Consider the following 22,480-nt stretch of genomic DNA (forward strand, 5'->3'; position numbering starts at 1 on the left):
AGCTGTCTGCAGCTACTCGACGTGCGTGGGTGATTCGATCCGGACGTGGAGCAACCAGATTTAATATACGGGGCGTCGCGGATCGATACATGTCACTGGCTGACGCCGACGTGGAGTCCCTGACGATCACTGCCGACAACATCGGCGGGATCGATCACACCGAGGTCGCGATCGATCCCGGCGTGACGATCCTCACCGGTCGGAACGCCACGAACCGGACGTCGTTTCTCCAGGCGGTGATGGCCGGGATGGGGAGCACCGAGTCGTCGCTGAAAGGCGACGCCGAGTCGGGCGAGGTGGTCCTCGACGTCGGCGACGAGACGTACCGACGGACCCTCGAGCGAACGAGCGCCGGCGTCACCTTCTCCGGCGACCCATATCTCGACGACGCAGATCTGGCGGACACCTTCGCCTTCCTCCTCGGCGACAACGAGGCGCGGCTCGCGGTCGAGCGCGGCGACGACCTCTACGACGTCATCATGGACCCCGTCGACACCGCCTCGATCGAGGCCGAGATCGAGCGCCTCGAAGCCGAGAAGGAGGAGCTGGACGACGAACTCGATCGACTCTCCTCGCTCGCGGACGACCTCCCGGGGCTCGAGGCGAAAAAGCGGGAGATCGAGGACGAACTCGAGGAGACGCGAGAGCAGCTGGAGGAACGCAGGGCCGAGGTCGAGGAACGGGACGTCGACGTGGCTGAACGCCGCGAACAGAAGGAGGAGCTCGAGGCGCTGTTCGACGAGCTTCGGAACAAACAGTCCGCCCTCGAATCCGTCGAGTTCGACCTCGAGACCGAGCGGGAGTCCCTGGAGGCGCTCGAAGCCGAGCGGGAGAGCGTGGCGGCCGAGCTCGAGGCGACGTCCGACGACGTCGAGGACCCCGCGGCGCTCGAGAGCCGCATCCAGGACCTCCGGGAGCGGAAACAGTCCCTCGACAGCACCCTCAACGAGCTCCAGCGCGTGATCGGCTTCAACGAGGACGCGCTCGAGGGTGGTGGCCCCGATCTGGCAGGGAGCGTCGGATCGGCCGACGACGGCCCAGTCACCGACGCGCTCGTCGCCGACTCGGACGACCTCCGCTGCTGGACCTGTGGCTCCGAGGTGACGACCGACCACGTCGAGGAGACGATCGACGAGCTCCGGTCCATTCGCACGGATCTCGTCGACGATCGGAACGAACTGCAGGACGAGATCGGCTCGCTCACGGAGCAACGGGACGAGCGTCGAAAGCGCAAGCGCGAGCGTGAACGCAAGCGCGACCGCCTCGACTCGCTCGAGGACGACGTCGAGCGGACTCGGGAGCGAATCGAGGCGCTCGAGCGGGATCGCGAGTCGGCCGCCGAGGCGGTCGAGCGTCTCGAGACCGAGGTCGACGAGTTCGAGACGGCCGACCAGGACGACTTGCTCGAGGCCCATCGCGAGGTCAACGAGCTGGAGCTCGAGATCGACCGCCTCGAGAGCGACCGGGCGTCCGTCGTCGAGCGGATCGAGGAGGTCGAAGCGGACCTCGAACGCCGGGACGAGCTCGCTGGGGAGCGCGACGACCTCCAGGGGGAGCTCACCGACCTCCGGACGCGCGTCGACACGATCGAGGCCGACGCCGTGGAGTCGTTCAACGACCACATGGCCTCGATCCTCGAGACGCTCGCGTACGACAACATCGAGCGGATCTGGATCGAGCGACTCGAACGCGAGACGCGCGAGGGCCGCCGAACGGTCACGAAGACGGTGTTCGACCTCCACGTCGTCCGCACGACTGCCGACGGAACGACCTATCGCGACACCGTCGAGCACCTCTCGGAGAGCGAGCGGGCGGTGACGGGGCTGGTGTTCGCGCTCGCCGGGTTCCTGGTCCACGATCTCGGCGAGGAGCTGCCGGTCATGCTCCTGGACTCGCTGGAGGCGATCGACACGGACCGCATCGCGAGCCTGATCGAGTACTTCGAGTCGTACGTGGAGTACCTCGTCGTCGTCCTGCTCCCCGAGGACGCCGCCGGGATCTCCGATTCCTACGACTACGTCCGGGAAATCTGAGTCGGTGGGTTCGCTGACTGTGTGGCTCTCCTTCGCTACGGCGGTGCTGTCTGGACCAGCGAGGACGGATCGGCCATTGCTTTACAGGCGTAGTTCTGTAAATTTCTGCTGCGTATCGGCGCCACTCCGGTCGGTCACGGATACCCCATGTCGAACGGTTTGATGGTCGGCTGCTCGTCTTCGACCGTCTCGATGTAGGAGAGCAGCCGCTCCCGCAGGTCCGCGGCGGTATCGCGGTAGTTCGGGTGGCCGACGAGGTTGACCTGCTCACCGGGATCGCGCCACAGATCGTAGAGGTATCGATCGACGTAGAGATCGCTCGAGGGCTCGCCACTCCCGCCACGCCATCCCGTCATCGTCGGGGCGGCGACGGCGTACTTCCAGCGATCGGTCCGGAGTGCGCGTCCGACCTGGGACTCGCTGACCTGGACGAACGCCTCGCCGTCCTCGTCGGGCACGTCGCCGTTGACGACCGGGAGCAGGCTCTCACCTCGCATGTGTTCGGGCACGTCGATATCGGCGACGTCGAGGAGGGTCGGCGGCAGGTCGAGCAGGCTCGTCACGCGCTGGACGTTCTGCCCGTCGTCGAACCCCGGCCCGGAGAGGATCGCGGGGACCCTGATCGCGGAGTCGTGTGGCGTCCGCTTGTGCTCCCCGGGCTGGGTCCGGAAGTGGCAGCCGTGGTCGGCCGTGTAGCCGAACAGGGTCCGGTCGCGGATTCCGCGGTCGGAGAGGGCGTCGATGAGGTCGCCGACGCACTCGTCGAGGCGCTGGACGATCCCGTAGTAGTCCGGGAGCTCGCGTTTCCAGTCCCCGGGGCGATCCCGCAGATCCGCTGGGACGTACGGATCCGTCCGGTGCCGATCCGCGTACTCATCGGGCGCGACGAACGTCCAGAGATCGTTCTGGTCGTGTGGCTCGACGTAGCCGACGACGAGGAAGAACGGCTCCGAGAGGGAGTCGATCCCGTCGATCGCGTACTCGGTGAACGCGTCGGCGCGGTACTGGTCGAAGGTTACCGGCTCCTCCTCGTCGTCGTACAGCGTCCCTTCGTAGGGCTCGGTGGTGAACTCCGGGACGTCGGCGGCGACCCAGAAGTCCTCGTAGCCGCCTCGCTGTTCCGGCGGCACCGGATCGTCGAAGGTCCGGGCGAGGTGCCAGTTCCCGACGTAGCCGACGTCGTAGCCAGCGGCTTTGAACAGGTGAGCGAGCGTCTGTTCGTCCTCGTCCAGCGGGATCGCGCTCTCCCAGACCCCCGTCTCCGTGGCGTACGTCCCGGTCTGGAGTGCGGCCCGGAACGGGCCACAGAGGGGCTGTGGCGAGATGGCCTGCTCGATCGTCGTCCCCTCGCGGGCCAGCTCGTCGAGCGTGGGCGTCAACCCCATCGGGTTGTCGTAGGCTCCCAGCGTGTCCCACCGCTGCTGGTCGGTCAGCACCAGGACGACGTTCGGCCGGGCCTCGTTTTCGTTCATGGTTCGTGAATGGCGCCGGAGATCGTATGTACTCTTCGCTCGCAGCGAGTGCGTCGAATCACAGTCTGCTCTGGATCGAGTCGACCGTGCTGCCGACGAGGCTCACGAAGTCCGCGCCGGAGAGCTTCTCGTCCATCCGTTCCGCGGGTGCAGACACCGTGACGGATCCGACGACCGTCCCGTCGAAGTCGGTGATCGGGGACGCGACGCAGTGGTGCTCGGACCGGTACTCCCCCCGATCGACGGCGTGCTCCTTGCCGCGGATGCGGCGGAGTTCGGCTTTCAGCTCCTCGGCGTCGGTCACGGTCTCGTTGGTCAGTTCCGGCAGCCCCTGGCGCTCGACGATGCGGTCCCAGGCGGCCGGCTCCAGCTGCGAGAGGATGGCCTTCCCGCCAGCCGTCGCCGTCAGCGGAACGCTCTCTCCCTGCCGGATGTTGACGTCGGGACGTCCCTGGGCGCTGATACGGACGACGTAGACGCCCCGGTCGTTCTCGGGGACCATGACGCTCGCCACTTCCCCCGTCGCCTCGGCAAGGTTCTCCAGGGGCGCGTACGCCGCCTGGTAGACGTCCAGCTGCGACCGGACGCTCGTCCCCAGCCCCAGAAACCGGAGGCTCAGCCGGTACTGATCGCCCTCCTGGACGACGTAGTTCACCGCCTCGAGCGTCGTGAGGTGTTTGTGTACGGTGCCTTTCGCCAGGTCGAGCTCCTCGGCGACGTCGCTCACGCGCGCGAGTGATTCTCGTTTGAGCGTCTCGACGATCCTGAACGTCGTGACGGGCGTCGTCGCGATCTGCCGGTCGAACTCGTCCGCCGGCGGGATTTCCGTTCTGTCCATGTGCATCGGTCACGGTCCAGCGGGATAACTGTTCATGATGCGTGAACTGATCTGGCGTACGTTCACGCGCCGATCTCGCTGCTCCGTCCCTGCGAAGCGTACAGGGATTCGCGCGTTCGTCGGCGTTCTGTAGCCGTTCTGCAGCCGTTCATGTTTCGTGAACGACTGGGTCCCAGATCGCCGATCGGCCGGTTCGTACCCTCGGCGCTGGCAGGCTCGGCCACTCGGCAACGCGCGTGGGACAGGCATCAGTCGTCGAGCGGCGGTGCGGACCTCGCCCGCGTCTCGGCCGGGAACGAAAGCTCCGGCAGGTACGCCTCGTTGGCCTCGATGAGCTCCTCGGTCATCTCGTGGAGTTCATCGAGCGTACAGGCCGCCGCCGAGAGCGGGTCGAGCTTGATTGCCTGGTGGACTTTCTCCCGGTTCCCCTCGAGGGCTCCCTCGACGGCGAGCTCGTAGACGGCGGTGTGTTGCTGGTCGAGCGCTGCGATCTGTGGCGGCAGTTCGCCGACGGCGCTCGGGTGGATCCCGGTTCCGTCGACGAACGCCGGAACTTCCACGCAGGCGTCGTTCGGCAGGTTCTCGATCGCGTTCTCGTGGTTGGGGACGTTGAGGTTGAACCGGCGCTTCGTGCCGGTCTCCAGGGAGTGGATGAGTCGCGCGGCGTACTCCTCGGATCGTTCGACCTCGACGTCGGCGAGGTCGACGTCGAGATCGGGATCGTCCCGTTCCACAGAGCGCTCCGTCCAACCCTCCAGGTACGACGCCGTCGGCATTCGCTCGGCGTAGCCGGTCCCGTTCATCGCCTCGATCGTCGCCTCGTCGGTCCGGAAGTAGGGGACGTACTCGCTCAGGTGGTGGCTGGACTCGGTCGGGAACAGCCCGAAGTGGCGCAGCATCTCGAAGCGAACCGTGTCCTTGCGATACGTCGCTTCGTCGTGGTATGCTTCGCGGAGCTCGGGGTAGACGGACTCGCCGTCGTGGCGAACCTCGTGGAAGAACGCCATGTGGTTGATTCCCGAGACCCAGTAGTCGAGTTCCTCCTGCGGGACGTCGACGTACTCCGCGATCGCCTCGGCGGTGTGAGGCACCGAGTGGCAGAGCCCGACGACCTCGACGTCGGTCGCCTCGTAGATCGCCTTGCAGACGATCGCCATCGGATTGGTGTAGTTCATCAGGAGCGCGTCGGGACACAGCTCCTCCATGTCCCGCGCGATGTCGAGCATGGTCGGTATCGTCCGGAGCCCGCGGAACACGCCACCCGGCCCCGTCGTGTCGCCGATGGCCTGCTCGATCCCGTACTTCTCGGGGATCCTGATCTCGTTCTCGAATGGCTCGACCCCGCCGACGTTGATCATGTTGAGGACGTAGTCCGCTCCCTCGAGTGCGGCCGAGCGGTCCGTCGTCGCCTCGACCGTGGCGTCGAGCCCCTCGTTCTCGACCATGGCCTCGGCGACCGCGGTCGTCTGCTGGAGTCGGGCGTCGTCGACGTCCATCAGTCGGATTTCGCTGTCGGCCAGGGCGTCGTAGGAGAGGATGTCTCCGACGAGGTTCGTTGCAAACACCATACTGCCGGCTCCAATGAAGGAGATGGTGGACATGAGTGCGGATGAAGAGGCTATCGGAATAACTCTTTCCTAGTTCTGGAGCGTCCGATCCGGTTTTCGGCCCGACGACCGGCTCGTCCCCTCGCGCGGTCGGCGTCTCGTGGTCCCCTGCCGTTCCACCGGTCGCCGCTGTCACGCCGCTGTCACGCTGCTGTCACGCCGTTGGACCGCCGTTCCGGCGATCTGTCGACGTTTCGCCGCCCGGTCAGCGTCCCGTCGCGTTCGAGCCTTCGTTCCTCCGGAACCTCCCGTTTCTCCGGAACCCCTCGTTCCCCCGGATAATCTCGTTTCTCGGATCGTCACCGCTCGCGTCCGTGCGAGGGCCGCCGACCTCCGGGTACTAGAAATATAAGTGTACGAGTCGAGATGCTCTTGCCATGGGAGACCTCGACATCCAGAGCCTCACGAAGGTATTCGAAGACGACGGTGGCGACATCGTCGCAGTAGACGACCTCGACGTCGAAATCGAGGACGGGGAGCTGATCGTACTGGTCGGACCGTCGGGCTGTGGCAAGTCCACGACGTTGCGCTGCGTCGCCGGGCTGGAAGACCCGACGAGCGGCGACATCGTCCTCGACGGCACCGACGTCACCGACCAGAAGCCCAAGAAGCGGGACATGGCGATGGTGTTCCAGAGCTACGCGCTCTACCCGCACATGACGGCCCGCGAGAACATGGCGTTCGGTCTCAAGATGGCGACGGACCTCTCGAGCGACGAGATCGAGTCCCGCGTCACCGAGACGGCGGAGATGCTCGGCATCTCGGAGCTCCTGGGGAAGAAGCCCGACGAGCTCTCCGGCGGCCAGCAACAGCGGGTCGCGCTCGGCCGCGCGATCGTTCGCGATCCGGAAGTGTTCCTCATGGACGAGCCACTCTCGAACCTCGACGCGAAGCTCCGGACCCAGATGCGCACCGAGTTGCAGTCCCTGCAGCAGGATCTCGACGTGACGACGCTGTACGTCACCCACGACCAGACCGAGGCGATGACCATGAGCGATCGGATCGCCGTGCTCGACGAGGGGCAGCTCCAGCAGATCGGGACGCCACTGGAGTGTTACCACGAACCGGAAAACGAGTTCGTCGCCGGGTTCATCGGATCGCCGTCGATGAACTTCTTCGAGGTCGATCTGGTCGACGACGGCACCCCCGCGCTGAGCCATCCGGGGTTCACCTACGAACTCGACGAGGACGTCTACGAGGACGTCGTCGATCACGGCGATCGGTTCACGCTCGGCATTCGCCCGGAGGACATCGAGGTCGCGACGGCGGACGAACGCAACGCCATCCCGACGACGGTCGAGGTCACGGAGCCGCTCGGAGAGGTCACGTACGTCTACCTCGACGTCGAGGGCGAGCAGTACACGGCGACGGTCGAGGGCGATTTCGTGATCGACTCCGGGCGAGCGCTCACGGTCAGATTCCCCCAGAACCGGATCCACCTGTTCGACGGCGAAACTGGTGCGGCACTTCGACACCGCGAGCCCACTGACGACGATACGATCGACGCCCTCCGTGGCCTCCAGGACGGCGAGAGCGTCGGCGCCGAGGTCGAGTGACGGCCGTCTCCGCGGTCGTCGTTTCTGGAGCGTCGTAACGGGCCGTCGTTCAGCGATCCCGCGGATGCTCGTGACGCCGCCGACCGATCCACTCCTCTCGATTCGCACCTCCATTCACCGGTATCCATTCACCGGTGGCGACTGCGCGTGCAGGGCTCGCCGTCGGCGACCACGAACACTGGCGGGGTTCTCCTCGATCTCTCGGTAGATCGTCCCCGGTCTCACGAGAATTCTGTACCGGACCCACGGGGTGCCCTAGTAAAATATAAATAATAAGAGGAGCACGTGGGTATTGGGTGTACTATCGTGAACGACCCGGATGCCAGTGGACTCAACAGGCGATCGCTCATCAAAACGCTCGGCGTGGGAGCTACGGCCGGACTCGCCGGCTGTAGCTTCCTGACCGGCGGCGGTGGCGGGAAAACCCTGCTGTGGGAGTACGGCTTCCCGAATACCCAGGGCGCCGAGCCGGTCTGGCGAAACGAATTCGAAGCGAATTACGAGGAACGGACGGGAGAGAACATCGAAATCGCCCGATACGCCTACGAGGACCTCCGGCAGAACTTCCTCACGGGTGCCCAGACGGGCGATCCCGACGCGATCGAGGGGACGCTGAACCACCTCGGCGAGTACATCGCGGCGGACAACCTGCAGCCACTCGACGACCTGGCCGAGTCGCTCGAACACTTCGACGGCTATCTCGACAGTGCGATCGACGCGATGACCTACCAGGACACGCTGTACGGTCTGCCCTACGAGGGCAACGCTCGAGCGCTCTTCGTGCGACAGGACGTCCTCGACGATCTCGGACAGGACGTCCCGGAGACCGCCGAAGAGTTCCAGCAGCTCGGCCGGCTGATCAACCAGGAGTACGACGACATGACCGCCTTCCACAACTGCACGATGGCAGGCGGCACGAGGTCGTTCCAGGAGTGGATGACGCACGTGTACCAGCACACCGACCAGCTCTACGTCCCGGACGGCGATAGCTGGTCGCTCAACATCGAGGCGGACGCGCTGGGCCAGATCTTCGACAACTGGTACTACCAGATCTACGCCGCGGACGACCCGATCGGCGATCCGGACGATCTCGGCACTGGGTGGCAGACCAACGATCCCGGCTACATCAACGGGAACTACGCGATGGTTCCGGGCGGGACGTGGATGCGAAACTGGACGTCCGGTGAGAACATCCAGAACAGCGACCAGGCAGCCGACATCCTCAACAACCGCACGCAGATCGCGCATCCGCCACACGCCGAGAGTGCCTCCCGTGGGACCTTCCTCGAGATCAAGCCGGTGATGGTCAACGCTCACGCCGACAATCTCGAGAACGGCGAGGCGGCTGCGGCAGCCTACTCCGACCCCGAGACGCTGAACCAGGGCATGGCACAGGACCCGGAGGCCAGTGGGAAGGCGATGACGCCCGTCCACGAGGACGTCGAGTCGACCATCGAGAACGAGAACTGGCAGCCGTTCACGGAGATCTTCGAGACCGGCCGAGCCCTCGCGAAGGTGACCTGGGGGCCCGTTCGGAACGAGTTCTACACCGTGATGCAGGAGGTCGCGTACGGGGAGACCGATCCGTACAACGCCGGCGACAGCTTCCACGAGACGCTGAAGGGTCTGGAAAGTGAACTCTAACCCGGATAATGGCAACCCAGTCTGAATCGTGGTTCGGTCGGTACAGGAACGAATTCTCGTCGTTCCTGCGGGAGACGTGGCTCGGGTACGCCTTCGTCGTCCCGGCAGCGTTGCTTCTGGCCGTCGTCATCGGCTATCCGACGGTTCGAGCGATCTACCTGGCGTTCTTCGAAGTGTCGCTGTTGAGCCCCAACGAGATGCAGTTCGTCGGGCTCGAGAACTTCACTGCTCTCGCCAGCGACCCGGTGTTCAAGGAGGCGCTGTGGCACTCGGTCGTGTTGACCGGCGCCGCGGTGTCGTTGCAGTACCTCCTCGGCCTCGGACTCGCGCTCGCGTTGCGCGAGAAGGTGCCGGGCGCGGGGATCTTCCGGAGCCTGTCGATGGTGACCTGGGTGATGCCGGTGATCGTGATGGTCATCATCTTCCGGTTCCTGGTGCAGAACGGGTTCGGCCCGGTCAACATCATCCTCGACTCGCTGGGGATGGAGACGACCTACTGGTTCGGCGAACCTGGCGTCGCCTTCCCGCTGATCGTGGTCATGCACGTCTGGCGGAACGTCCCGTTCTACGCCATCTCGTTGCTGGCAGCGATGAGTGCGATCCCGGAGGAGCAGTACGAGGCGGCGCGGCTCGACGGTGCCGGTCCGCTCGAACGGTTCCGGTACATCACGCTGCCCCAGATCTCGTACGTGTCGATGATCATGATCGTGTTGCACGTTACCTACACGTTCAAGAACTTCGACATCATCTACCTCGCGACCGGCGGCGGTCCGCTGGGTAACACCGAGGTGCTCGCGACGTACGTCTACGACCAGGCGTTCCAGCAGTACGCACTCGGCTACGGCGCCAGCATCGGCGTCGTCATGCTGATCCTCATGCTCGTGTTCACAGTGATCTACGTCAAACTGGAGGAGGTCGACTAATGGCGACACAGTCCGACACCGACGACCGGAACGTCGTCCAGAAGCTCGACGCGTGGCTCGACAACGACGTGTCGCCCCGTCGCGCGCTGGCCGTCTACGCAGTCCTGGGGTTCTACTTCGCGTTCCTGCTGTCGCCGGTGCTGTACATGGTCATCGTGTCGTTCACCACGCAGGAGTTCCTGTTCTCGCCGGAGCTCGTCCCGTCGATCAGCGACCTCACGCTGGAGAACTACCGGACCGTGCTGAGCCGCGGGGAGTTCCAGACGTACTTCGTCAACTCGGTGATCGTGGCGACCTCGACGACGTTGCTCGTGTTGACCGTCGGTCTCCTGGCGGGCTATTCGATGAGTCGCTTCGAGTACCCCGGTCGTTCTGGGCTGCTGTACGCGTTCCTGTCGACCCAGATGCTCCCGATCGTGCTCATCCTGATCCCGTTCTACGTGGTCATGTTCCAGCTGGAGCTGCTCGACACGCTGCTCGGGATCATCATCGCGCACTCGGTGATCGGCATCCCGCTCGGTACGTGGCTGCTGAAGGGGTACATCGACGATATTCCCGAAGCGCTCGACGAGGCGGCGATGATGGACGGCTGTTCGCGCCTGCAGGTGCTCTGGCGGGTCATCATCCCGCTAGCGATGCCCGGGATCGCGGTCGCGGGCTTCTACACGTTCATCCTGTCGTGGAACGACTTCCTGCTCGTGTCGATCCTCTCACAGACCAACGCGACGCGAACGCTCCCGTTCGGTCTGCAGCTGTTCCAGTCACAGAACACGGTCGCGTGGAACCTGCTGATCGCAGCCGCCGTCGTGACGATGGCGCCAGTCGTCGCGCTGTTCGCCATCGTCCAGCGGTGGGTCGTCGAAGGACTCGCGAGTGGCGGCTTCAAGGGCCACTGACGACGCGGTTTCTCTCTCTCTCTCTCTCTCGCTTTCCGCTCCTTCTGTACGGAGCCCCACGACGAGCCTCGCATCGTTTCGGCGTCACGGCGTCTGATCGGTGGTCGAACAGAAATCCTATAACCGCGGATTGCGATTCGTTCGCCATGAGTGTGGGTGTCTGTTACTTCCCGGAACACTGGAGCCCCGACCGCTGGGAGACCGACGTCGAACAGATGGCCGAGGCCGGGCTGGAGTACGTCCGGATGGCGGAGTTCTCGTGGGCACGGCTCGAACCCGAGCGCGGCCAGTTCGAGTTCGAGTGGCTCGACGAGGCGATCGAACTGGTCGGCGACCACGGGATGGAGGTCGTGCTCTGTACGCCGACCGCGACGCCGCCCAAGTGGCTCGTCGACGAGCGCCCGGAAATCCTCCAGGAGGAGATCGACGGCACCACTCGACAGTTCGGAAGCCGCCGGCACTACTGCTTCAACTCGCCGGCCTACCGCGAGGAGACGCGCCGGATCGTCACGAAGATGGCGGAACGGTACGCCGACGATCCACACGTGACGGGCTGGCAGACGGACAACGAGTACGGCTGTCACGGCACCGTCCGGTGTTACTGCGACGACTGCGCGAGCGCCTTCCGCACGTGGCTCCGGGAACGCTACGAGGACGTCGACGAGCTCAACGACGCCTGGGGGACGACGTTCTGGAGCCAGCAGTACCCGTCCTTCGAGGCCGTCGACCCGCCGGGACACACCGCGGCAGAGCAGCATCCCTCGCGGCTGCTCGAGTACTACCGGTTCGCGAGCGACAGCGTCGTCGAGTACAACCAGCTACAGACGGAGCTCCTCCGCGAGGCCAACGACGACTGGGCCGTGACGCACAATTTCATGGGGAAGTTCCCGACGCTCGACGCCTACGACGTGGCCGAGGACCTCGACTTCGTCTCGTGGGACTCCTACCCGACGGGGTTCGTCCAGGACCGCCACACCGACGAACCGACGCGCGAGGAACTCCGGGCGGGCAACCCCGACCAGGTGGGGATCAATCACGACGTCTACCGGGCAGCCCTCGACCGGCCGTTCTGGGTGATGGAACAGCAACCCGGCGACATCAACTGGCCGCCCCACGCGCCACAGCCCGCCGAGGGAGCGATGCGGCTGTGGGCCCACCACGCCGTCGCCCACGGCGGCGACGCGGTCGTGTACTTCCGCTGGCGTCGCTGCCGCGAGGGCCAGGAGCAGTACCACGCCGGACTCCGCAAGCAGGACGGGTCGCCGGACCGTGGCTACGCCGATGCGGCCGACGCCGCCGAGGAACTGTTCGACCTCGGCCCCGTCGACGCCCCGGTGGCGATGCTCCACAGCTACGAGAACCTCTGGGCGATCGGCGTCCAGCCCCACTCACCCGACTTCGACTACTGGGACTTCCTGGAAACCTACTACGGCGCGCTCCGCCGCCGTGGGGTCCAGGTCGACGTCGTCCCGCCGGACCGTGATCTCGACGACTACGCGGCGGTCGTCGCCCCGCTCCAGTATCTCCTCGGCGACGATCTGAGCGAGCGACTGGCCGACTACGTGCGGGAGGGCGGCGAGCTCCTCCTGACGGCACGAACCGGCGAAAAGGACCAGTACAACCAGCTCCACGAGGAGCTTCAGCCCGGCCCGCTCGCGCCGCTCGTCGGTGCGACGGTCGACCAGCACGAGAGCCTGCCCGAGCAGCTCGAGACGCGCGTCACCTACGACGGCGATCCCTACGACTACCGGACATGGGCGGAGTGGCTCGACGTCGACGATGCGACGGTTCGCGGCCGGTACGAGAGCGGGACGGGATCCGGTCGCGCGGCGATCGTCGACGCCGAGCGCGGCGACGGCTCCGTCACGTACTGCGGCGTGTGGCCGGAGCGCGAGCTCGCCGACGCGATCACGGGGTCGCTGCTGGAGCGCGCTGGCGTTCCCACGCACGATCCGCTCCGGGACGGCGTCCGCATCGCACAGCGAGACGGCTACGTCTGGGTGACGAACTTCACTGGGGAGCCCCGGTCGGTGGACGTGCCCGAGGACGCGACCTGGATCGTCGGTGACGGCACCGTCGGCGCCTACGATCTCTGCGTCGTCAAGTGTGACCGGTCGGCGCTCTCGGTGACTGGCCGCTGACCGGCGGGGTGCGTACCTGCCGCCAGTCCCGGAGCCTCGAGCGGAGTCGACACCGATTGTTGTGGTTCTCTCGCTCTCACTCGCTCCGCTGGATCGCCGCTCGTGTCACAGCAGTCGGCCCTCTGCCACTCCCCGATGGAGAGAATACTACCAATTCGTAGTATTGTATTTATAATTTATATATTGGCGTCAGAAATGGATCTGCTGGTCCGTCCGGTGGCCTCCTCCAAGATGAATTTTTCATCCTCAGTATGGCCACAAATTCACGGTAGTACGTGGCTGACTACGTTCAGAAGGGTCGGATAGTTCGGCAGTGATGGATCGATCGGGCTCTCGATCCTGGGGCCCCACGATCTAAGGGGGTGTCATTCGGTATTTGAATCTTAATTCTACAAATGCGCGCTCTGGCCATATTTTTGCGATATCTTGTGTCATATAGTCGATTCTGGGGCCGGAACGGCCGAAGATCCCGTCCGCAATCTCCACGCCCCATAGTTATATGACACACTTCTGTGTTATTTCTACTACTCTTTGAATTTTTATGCTTCTCACGCCCCTGTTTTCTCCCTCTCTCGTTCTGCCCGTTCGAGCGCACCGTCATCTACATTGATCACTTCGTCCAGGATTTCAGCGACCCGTCGGGGCTCGGCGTCGCGCCAATGCCACGCTCGATGCGTGGGCCGACGCTGACGAGCGGGTCGACAAAATCGAGCGACTGGACGAGTCCGCGTAACGACCGACCTGACGCTCACTGCTCGGGGAATTCGAACGTTTGATCGATCGCAGCGTCGGGATCCCGATCCTCGTCCGTCGCACGGCGCCCGATCGCCGTGGAGCGGGTGGCGCCCCGCGACTCGTCGTGCTGCATCGCCTCGCCGAGTCGCTCGCGCCACGTGAGCAACGACCGGAGGTTTTGGGCGAGCGCCGAAACGTCGTGCTGGACGGACGACCGGAGTTCCTCGATCGACGCCTCCATCCGCTCGACGTCGTCCGTCTGAGCGGCCTCTAACGACTCGACCGACGACTCCAGCGAATCGAGTTGGTCAGTCACTGCGTCGAGTTCGCGCTGCAGCGATGCGACGTCCTCCTCGAGCGATTCGATGTCGCCCAGCGGATCCGCCTCGGCGTCGAGGATGTCCTCCATCGCCTGGATGTACGCTTCGAGATCCAGAAACCGTGATTTGAGGTGGTTGAGCTGTACTTCGACGCGCTTGGGCGGGCCGACGCCGAGCGCCTTGCGAATCTCCGCCCGCTGTTCGTCGGTCACGTCCTCCGCGGAGACCGATTCGATGAAGTCGTCGACGGGTGGAGAACGCGTTTCGGGAACCTCGTCTGATTCGGCGTCGTCACTGGCGACGGCATCGCCATCTTCTGACCTGTCGCTGGTGGGCTCGCCTGTGACATCGCCGTCCCGAGTGTCTCCTGTCCCCTCGACGGCGACGTCGGCTGTTTCGTCGGCGTTCGACTCCGCCACGTCGGCATCAGAGCGCCCGCCGTTGGCAACCTCCTCGGGGATTTCGCCCAGGGACAGCTTCGCGCTCGTGTCGTCGTCCGGCTCGTCCACCGCTTCCGCTTCTTCGTCTTCGTCGGATTCGAGCAGTTCCGAGATGTCGACGCCGCCGTCGCTCGGCATTTCGAGCTCGCCGAACGCCTCGAGAAAATCCACGTACTCGGGATCGTCGAGCAGCCCCTCGTAGTCCAGTTGCTTCGTCTCGGCTTTCAGGTTGGTGAACTCGCCGTCGTCCGGTCCCGACTGCTCTCTCCCGATGTCCAGCTCTCGATTCCCTCTCGCGTGGTCGTCTCCCCCACTGTTCCAGTTCATTGTCTCCACCCAGTGTACCGCTACTCCCCAGATAGCGGTCGGTCTCTAGCTGCAGACTAGTTAGTACACTGAAACTACTTAAATGATTTTGTGGATCTTTGAGAGGATTTGGGAAATATCTTCCTGGACTGTGGTCACACTGGGAAATCTATCTGTGTCTGTTGGATATTCTGGAATATATTTGCTGTATAGTCAGTTTAGATGGCTCTTAGTTTGGGCATACACAACAATGCACACAGAAGGTTTTGAAATGAATAATGATGATAAATGTCGATTGGCCTCACTGATTCTGCAGACAGATCGTCGATCACCGGAAGGAAGGGGGAGGAACGGTGGAAGGCTACGGCAACGGGATCGATCCGACGAGGGTCGGCCGCGATTACTCGACGAAGTCGATGTCGTCGCCGTCGTCGTCATCCACAGGCGGCTGGCTCGCGGCGGGCTCGGGCGCGCTCGCGGCAGCTGCGGACATGTCGGGCTGGGTGTCGCCGCCGCCGTAGATCTGTGGCGACTCGACGCCCGTGACGACGATCATCGTACGCATCGAGCCCTCGAGGGACTCGTCGATGGAGGTCCCCCAGATGATGCGGGCGTCGGGGTCGATCCGGTCATAGATCTCCTCGACGACGCCCTCGGCCTCCTCGATGGCCATGTCGTTGCCGCCGGTGACGTTGACGAGCGCGGAGTTCGCACCGGAGATGTCGACGTCGAGCAGCGGCGAGCGGAGCGCGGACTTGACGGAGTCCTGGGCCTTCGCCTCGGAGTCGGACTCGCCGAGACCGATCATCGCGACACCACCGCGCTCCATAACGGTTCGTACGTCGGCGAAGTCGAGGTTGACGAGGCCGGGCTTGGTGATCAGTTCGGTGATGCCCTTGACGGAGCGCATCAGGACTTCGTCGGACACCTTGAACGCCTGTCGGACGGGGAGCTTGCCGACCGAATCCAGGAGGCGGTCGTTCGGAACGACGATGACGGTGTCGGAGACATCGCGGAGGCGCTCGAGCCCTGCTTCGGCGTTCGTCCGCCGGACCTCGCCCTCCGCGGTGAACGGCGTCGTGACGATCGATATCGTCAGCGCTCCGGACTCGCGGGCGGCCTTCGCGACGACGGGTGCCGCGCCGGTCCCGGTACCGCCGCCGAGCCCCGCGGTCACGAAGATCATGTCGGAGCCGTCGATGGCCTCGTTGATCTCCTCCTGGCTCTCCAGGGCCGCCTCTTCGCCGACCTGCGGGAGCGAACCGGCACCGCGACCGCCGGTCTTCTCCTCGCCGATCAGGATCTTCTCGTCGGCCTCGATCTCGACGAGGTGCTGCACGTCGGTGTTCGCCGCGACGAGGGACGCGCCGTGGATGCCCTCCTCGAACATCCGGTTGACCGTGTTGTTGCCAGCGCCGCCACAGCCGACCACGGTGATGTTCGTCTGGAGGTCCTCGAGGACGTCCTCGAGCTCCTCGTCGGTCATGTTCCCGGTCCGGTTCTGGGACTCGACCGGTTCGTCGTCGGTCGGCTCAGCGCCGGATTCGGTCTCCCCATCCTCCGCCTCTTCGATTGCCTCGTCTACGAGCGAGTCCATTTGGCGAACGGATAGCGGGTGAAGGGTTATTATTGTTCCCCCTCTGTCAGACGCGCGCAAGACGTGGCCGAGTCTGGCGATTTTCGGCGATTCCCCTTCCCCAATCCTTATTTACTCGATAGGTCGGCCTGATTTCCACGTGAATCGAAGGTCGCGAGTGGGGGTGTGTCGAGTGGCTGCTAGGGGAGCGAACACGCGTTTCGAAGATCGGGCGAATTGTGTAGCGGTTGGTTCCGTTCTGGCTGTTACAACCAGCCCCGAAAGCCCCAGGCCGCTCGGTGACCCGGGCACCGTCGGAGCGAGCTCCGACGGGCTTCGCCTCGCGTTCGCTCGGCTCAGCACCGAACGACTTCGCTTCGCTCGTCTTTCGAGGTCACGCTCATTTCGTTCGCGTGACGCTCGCTGCGCGCTTCATTCGCTCACGAGGACCTCGCACGCTACGCGGCTGTTGACGCTTCCGTCGGAGCTTGCTCCGACGGCGTTCGCCCCGCTACGCTCGGCTCACAGCCGCGAAACGCGCGCCACCGCGCTTCCCACTGCCGAATCGCGTTGCATAAACAACTCTCCGGGTGGGACTCCGGAAGGGGCCGACCGGTCGTGTACTCTCACGACGCAAGCACCGCAGCCGACCGGAGGTCGGCGAGGAGCACAGCGAGTGAGAGTGCACGAGCGGGAGGGGGCTTCCGTACGGGCCGGGATGCGATCGGAGATACCCGCCACCGGACTTCAGCGACGAAGCCACCGAAGAACGACGATCGAATCCAGCAGAACTATCGCCGATTCCAGCAGATCGAAACGACCAACGCCCTCGCCTCCGCCGATCAGTCTCCCGTCCGCCAACTCGGAATCTCGAAGGTCACCGTGCGTCGCTCGTGAACGTCTGATGCCTCGACGGTCCGGCCATCCACCTCGACCGACTCCCCGGCCGACAGCTTCCCGAACGCGGGCCCCTCTGGAACCCCGGCTGCCTTCGCCAACCCCGGATCGAACGCCGTCTCCTCGGCGACGATCCGCTCGGCCTCGACGGTGATCGAGTCGTAGCGCTCGCGCAGAATTGCGGCGAGCTGTCCAACCACGGTCTCCGGAAGCCCACCGCCAGGGAAGCACGCGCGCTCGCCGGGAAGCGTGCCACCCTCTCGCGTCTCGAACGCGAGCGCAGTCTCTCCGAGCACGGCCATCGTCGCCTCGCGATCGACGCTCGCCGCGGCGTCGAGGAGCTCCGTTGGGAGATCGACGACCGTCACGTTCTCGAGTTCGGTGGCTTCGGCGGGAGTCGCTGCGTTCGCCGCCGACCCTCCATTATCCCACTCCCGCGCCGGATCCCCGAACCGGAGCCCGTCGTCGACGGTCGAGAGCCGCTCCTCGAGAATCCCAACGAGCGACAGCGGAACGTCGCTCGTCTCCCGCACCCAGGTCTCGCTGACGATCCGGTAGCCGAGATCCTCGATCGCGGACGCCAGCCCGGGTCGCTCGCCCTCGACGACGGCGTGGCTTGCGCGACTCTGCTCGAAGGCTGCCTCGAGGACATCGGCGTTCGCGGAGGGCGCACCGAGTTCTTCCAATGACCAGTCCGCGGCGACGTGTCCGACGGCCCAGTCCGTCTCGCGGGCGATCCGGGTGAACCGCGGCGCGTAGTGCCCGCCGCCGAAGCCCACGAGATGACGGTACGCACCCTCGCATGACGGAGCGTCGGCGGAGGCGTCAGGCTCTCCGTCTGCGGCCACACCGCTGAGATCGAGGATCGCTCGTGCGACGGCCGCAGCACCGTCCGGATCCGCCCACTCCTCGGGGCCGCTGCCGAGTTCGACGAACATCGACGGCACGCCGACGTCGGTCGGGCCGTGGTGGGTGCACTCCAGGCTGACGTCGTACTCCTCAGGGGCGTGCTCGGCGAGCCGATCGAGCACTGCCGCGAGCGCGTTCGGCGGCGCGCGGGCGAGGGATCGGTCCGCGCCGCCGTACTCCGCGTCGCCGAAGTTCCCGGTACAGTGCGCGGAGAGGAGGGGTCCGGTGTCCCCGGAATGTCGCGAGGCGAAGATCACGAACTCGGGATCGTCGAAGGCGTCGGCGACGCCGTCCAGTTCGAGGTGGAGGTCGTCGAAGCTCCGTAGCTCGAAGGCGTCCGAGCGGTAGACGGTGCCGCCGCCCGCGCCGTCGGACAGCGTGTCGTCAGTGCGCTCCTCGAACGCGCCGAGTCTGTGCAGGTGCTCACAGACGTGCTCGGAGGCCTCGTCCGCCCTGCTCTCGACGATGCCGATCACGTTGGAGCGCTGGCGATCGCCCCGGTAAAGTCTCTCGGAGTGAGCCGGCAGCTGTCTGCTCGACGAAATTCACTGACCGCTCGCTCTTCCTCGGACACTCACGCGTCGTCGCGCGCGAGGACCTCCGATCGCTGCCACTCGACGTCCTCCGCGACGATCGACTCCATGTAATCGTCGGCGCTCGCCCGGACGTGGCGGAGCCAGTCGACGTCGTCACTGGTGCTCTGGACGAGCAGTGACGTCTCGATGAACGCGTAGAGCGTGGCGGCGACGCGCTGTGGATCGGCGTCCTCCCGGAAGAACCCCTCGTCGATAGCGAGCTCGGCGAGGTCCGCCATCCGCTCGCGCGCGACGGCGTCGGCCTCGGCCATCGCGGTCTTGTACGCGGGGTCCATCGCCGCCTGCGCTCGGAGCTGCAGGTACACCTGATCGATGTCCGCACCGTCCAGCTCCGCGCGCTCGGTGCCGTCCGGCGCCTCGCCGGTGATGAAGATGTCGAGCGCGTAGGCGAAGAGCTCCTGCAGGCCGCCCTCGGGAAGCTCGATCAGCAGCGCGTCGACGTGGGCACGCATGAACTCCGAGACGAAGGAGGTGAGCAGGTCATCCTTGCTGTCGAAGTGGTGGTAGATCGTCGACTTGCCCAGCGTCGCCTCGTCGGCGATTTGCTGGATCGAGAGGTCCGCCAAACCGTGGCGCGTGAGCGCCTGGTACGTCGCCCGGAAGATCTCCTCCTCGCTCGTCTCCGGGTCCGTGAACAGGTCGACCTGCGTGGCCATCTCGACCGATCGTTCGGTCCGCCGCCGTTTAAACGACGCGACGAACGAGCCGCGCCCCGGTTCCGCAACGGTTAATGCAAACCGAACGTTCGTTCGAGATATGACCGAACGTTCGGTCGGCTCCGACGGTGGTGACGGCTCGTGCGAGTGAGCGATCTCGCTGCGACGATCGTCGACCACCGCCGGCTGGTGATCGTCGCCTTCCTCCTCGTGACTGCCGGGATGGTCGCTGGGGCGACGCAGGTCGAACAGCAGAGCTCGCTCGACGGGTTCCAGACGGACTCCCCGGAGTCCCGGGCGCTCGATCGGATCCAGGAGCGCTACGACCGATCCGGCGAGAACGTGACGACGGCGCAGGTCGTCGTCGAGCGCGAGGACGTCCTGAGCAAGGCCGGGCTGCTCGAGACGCTGCGCTACCAGCGCGCGCTCGCCAGCGACGAGACGATCGCGCCGACGCTCGCCGCCGAGGGATCGCCGACGACGAGCGTCGCCTCCACGGTCGCCACCGCGGCGATCCGGCAGGAGCAACTGGCCCAACCGGGCGATTCCGGCTCCGCGAACGGGAGCAACAACGGATCGGCCGCCGCGGGCGCCGCCGCGCCGTCGTCGCTCGACGCCCAGATCGCACAGCTCGAATCGATGAGCGACGCGGAGATCGACGCGACCGTCGAGTCCGTCCTCACCGCCGATCGTCCGGAGCTGCTGATGCTCCTCCCCGAGGACTACGCCGTCGGTGACACCTCCGCGGACGCGACGATGGTGCTCGTCCGGCAGGACACCCGCGGCAAGTACGTCTCGATCGACACCGCGCCGGATCACCTGATCGAGAGTCAGCAGGCGATGATCGATCTCGGGGACGCACGAACCGGCGCGGACTACCACGTCTTCGGCGTCGGCGTCACGGCCAACGAGTTCACCGCGTCGCTGAACGAGAGCCTCGCGATCGTCGGGCCGTTCGCGCTCCTGTTCGTGCTCGTCGTGCTCGCGATCGCGTACCGCGACGTGATCGACGTCGCGCTCGGGCTCGGTGGCATCTTCCTCGTGCTCGTCTGGACCTTCGGCTTCATGGGCTGGGTCGGCATCCCGTTCAACCAGCTGTTCGTCGCGGTGCCGGTCCTCCTGATCGGGCTCTCGATCGACTACGCGATCCACGTCTTCATGCGCTCGCGGGAGGCCCGCACGGCTGGCGACACCGCCGACGCGACTGCACGCGCCGACGCCGCTCCCGCCGCCCGCATGCCCTCGGTCGACGAAGCGATGAAGGGCGGGCTCGCTGGAGTTGGCCTCGCCCTCGTGCTCGTGACGGTTACGACCGCGGTCGGGTTCCTCTCGAACGTCGTCAGCCCGATCCAGCCGATCGCGCAGTTCGGGATCGTCAACGCCGCGGGGATCGTCGCCGCGCTGGTCGTCTTCACGATCTTCGTGCCCACGCTCAAAGTCGAGATCGACGCCTGGCTCGAGCGCCGTGGCCGCGATCGCAGCGCCGCGGCCTTCGGCTCCGGTGGCCGACTCAACGGGCTCCTCGAGGCCACCGCGACGGTCGCTCGCCGCGCACCGGCGATCGTCCTCGTGCTCGCCTTGCTCGTGAGCCTCGGCGGCGCCTACGGCGCGACGCAGGTCGACTCGAGCTTCGAGAGTCGGGACTTCCTCGCCGACGATCCGCCGGGGTGGACCGAGTCGTTGCCCGGTGCGATGCAGCCCAGCGAGTACACTGCCGTCGAGTCGATGGACGTCCTGGAGAACGAGTTCGTCCGCCAGGACCTCGACGCACAGATATTGATCGAGGGGGCCGTGACGGACCCGGCGACGCTCGAGCGCGTCGACGCGGCGTCGGGCGATCTCGCCGCCGCCGACTCCACGGCCAGGCTTCCGAACGGCCGCGCCGCGATCACGGGCCCCACGACGACGATGCGACGGGTCGCCGCCGAGAACGAGTCGTTCAACGCGACGCTCGCAGCCAGCGACACCGACGGCGACGGGCTCCCCGATCGCAACGTCGAGCAGGTTTACGACGCGCTCTACGCGGCGGACCCCGCCGCGGCGTCGGCCGTCGTCGATCGCACCGACGACGGATCGTATCGCTCGCTCCGACTCACCGTGCTCGCTACCGGGAGCGACGAGCGGGCGGCGCTCGTCGCGAACGCTCGCGACGCCGCGTCGCGGATCGACGCCAAGGGCGGAACGGCAGCCAGTGCAGGCGGAGACGGTGCCGTCGAGGCGATTGCGACCGGCCAGCGGACGGTGCTGACCCAGCAGGTCGCCTCGGACATCCTCGACACGGTGCTCTGGAGCCTCGTCGTCACGCTCGCCGCCGTCGGCGTGCTCCTGATCGTGGCGTATCGGTTCACCGCCGGCCGGGGCACGCTCGGCCTCGTCGCGATGGCACCGATCCTCCTCGCCCTCTCGTGGGTGCTGGGGACGATGTGGCTGATCGGGATGCCCTTCAACTCGATGACGGGGATGATCACGAGCCTCACGATCGGCATCGGCGTCGCCTACTCCATCCACGTCACCGAGCGCTACAATCAGGAGCTCGCGAATCGCGACAGCGTCGCGGACGCACTCCGGTCGACCGTCACTGGGACTGGCGGCGCGCTGCTGGGCAGCGCGGCGACGACGGCCGGCGGGTTCGGCGTGTTGACGTTCGCCTTCCTCCCGGTGCTCCAGCAGTTCGGTCTCATCACCGCGACGTCGATCGGGTTCGCGTTCCTCGCGAGCGTCGCCGTGTTGCCGAGTTTGCTGGTCGTCTGGACGCGGTTCCTCGGACCCGAGTGGGCCCGAACCGAGCTGGCTTCCGACGCGTCCGCTGGCCTCGGCGATGCGGAGCCCGCCAGCGACGACTGAGGACGTCCCCGGCTCGCTTCGGTTCGCTCGTTTCGGCCCGCTTGCTGTCGCTCGAACTACTGCTTCGAAAAATCGTCCGCTGGTTCGGCCG

14 protein-coding genes are annotated in these 22,480 nt (G+C 65.7%); 7 read left to right on the top strand and 7 right to left on the bottom strand.

Annotation, left to right across the window (positions count from 1 at the left end; genetic code table 11):
* The first annotated feature begins 89 nt into the window (after nt 1-89).
* Complete coding sequence (locus ACZ5KP_RS10440) at nt 90-2,033, top strand: archaea-specific SMC-related protein (RefSeq protein WP_460921711.1); 1,944 nt, start codon at nt 90-92, stop codon at nt 2,031-2,033.
* Nucleotides 2,034-2,167: 134 nt separating this feature from the next.
* On the opposite strand, the gene ACZ5KP_RS10445 is transcribed toward ACZ5KP_RS10440, so the two are convergent.
* The 3 genes from ACZ5KP_RS10445 to melA form a co-directional block, all read right to left on the bottom strand.
* Entirely contained in the window at nt 2,168-3,505 is a 1,338-nt protein-coding gene (locus tag ACZ5KP_RS10445; protein WP_460921709.1) for a sulfatase-like hydrolase/transferase, read from the bottom strand.
* A 58-nt stretch (nt 3,506-3,563) separates the two neighbouring features.
* The gene (locus ACZ5KP_RS10450) at nt 3,564-4,343 is read right to left on the bottom strand and encodes an IclR family transcriptional regulator (RefSeq protein ID WP_460921707.1); all 780 of its coding nucleotides are present in this window, start codon (nt 4,341-4,343) and stop codon (nt 3,564-3,566) included.
* Nucleotides 4,344-4,591: 248 nt separating this feature from the next.
* Nucleotides 4,592-5,944, bottom strand: a complete 1,353-nt coding sequence (gene melA, locus ACZ5KP_RS10455; RefSeq protein WP_460921705.1) for an alpha-galactosidase — start codon at nt 5,942-5,944, stop codon at nt 4,592-4,594.
* Between the two features lie 383 nt (nt 5,945-6,327).
* Here melA and ACZ5KP_RS10460 point away from each other — a divergent pair, with 383 nt between their 5' ends.
* From ACZ5KP_RS10460 to ACZ5KP_RS10480, 5 genes are all read left to right on the top strand, one after another.
* Nucleotides 6,328-7,506, top strand: coding sequence for an ABC transporter ATP-binding protein (locus ACZ5KP_RS10460; protein WP_460921703.1), 1,179 nt, complete (start codon nt 6,328-6,330; stop codon nt 7,504-7,506).
* Nucleotides 7,507-7,812: 306 nt separating this feature from the next.
* Nucleotides 7,813-9,150, top strand: coding sequence for an ABC transporter substrate-binding protein (locus ACZ5KP_RS10465; RefSeq protein ID WP_460921701.1), 1,338 nt, complete (start codon nt 7,813-7,815; stop codon nt 9,148-9,150).
* Nucleotides 9,151-9,158: 8 nt separating this feature from the next.
* Nucleotides 9,159-10,073 carry a carbohydrate ABC transporter permease gene (locus tag ACZ5KP_RS10470; RefSeq protein ID WP_460921699.1) on the top strand — a complete coding sequence of 305 codons (915 nt, stop codon included), beginning with the start codon at nt 9,159-9,161 and terminating at the stop codon, nt 10,071-10,073.
* Nucleotides 10,073-10,969 carry a carbohydrate ABC transporter permease gene (locus ACZ5KP_RS10475; RefSeq protein WP_460921697.1) on the top strand — a complete coding sequence of 299 codons (897 nt, stop codon included), beginning with the start codon at nt 10,073-10,075 and terminating at the stop codon, nt 10,967-10,969. The genes ACZ5KP_RS10470 and ACZ5KP_RS10475 overlap by 1 nt, the downstream gene beginning before the upstream one ends.
* A gap of 146 nt (nt 10,970-11,115) precedes the next feature.
* Entirely contained in the window at nt 11,116-13,110 is a 1,995-nt protein-coding gene (locus tag ACZ5KP_RS10480; protein ID WP_460921695.1) for a beta-galactosidase, read from the top strand.
* 748 nt (nt 13,111-13,858) lie between these two features.
* Here the strand turns inward: ACZ5KP_RS10480 and ACZ5KP_RS10485 are convergent.
* The 4 genes from ACZ5KP_RS10485 to ACZ5KP_RS10500 form a co-directional block, all read right to left on the bottom strand.
* Nucleotides 13,859-14,932, bottom strand: coding sequence for a hypothetical protein (locus ACZ5KP_RS10485; protein WP_460921693.1), 1,074 nt, complete (start codon nt 14,930-14,932; stop codon nt 13,859-13,861).
* Nucleotides 14,933-15,311: 379 nt separating this feature from the next.
* Nucleotides 15,312-16,508, bottom strand: a complete 1,197-nt coding sequence (gene ftsZ, locus ACZ5KP_RS10490) for a cell division protein FtsZ (protein WP_460921691.1) — start codon at nt 16,506-16,508, stop codon at nt 15,312-15,314.
* 821 nt (nt 16,509-17,329) lie between these two features.
* On the bottom strand, nt 17,330-18,769 hold the full coding sequence (locus ACZ5KP_RS10495; protein ID WP_460921689.1) for a D-aminoacyl-tRNA deacylase: 1,440 nt from the start codon (nt 18,767-18,769) through the stop codon (nt 17,330-17,332).
* 98 nt (nt 18,770-18,867) lie between these two features.
* Nucleotides 18,868-19,545 (bottom strand): TetR/AcrR family transcriptional regulator, encoded by a 678-nt coding sequence (locus tag ACZ5KP_RS10500; RefSeq protein WP_460921687.1) that lies wholly within the window; start codon nt 19,543-19,545, stop codon nt 18,868-18,870.
* A 147-nt stretch (nt 19,546-19,692) separates the two neighbouring features.
* On the opposite strand from ACZ5KP_RS10500, the gene ACZ5KP_RS10505 reads away from it, so the two are divergent.
* A complete protein-coding gene (locus ACZ5KP_RS10505) occupies nt 19,693-22,389 on the top strand; it encodes an efflux RND transporter permease subunit (RefSeq protein ID WP_460921685.1) in 2,697 nt (898 codons plus the stop codon).
* Nucleotides 22,390-22,480: the final 91 nt, after the last annotated feature.

This window comes from Salinarchaeum chitinilyticum, assembly GCF_055390775.1.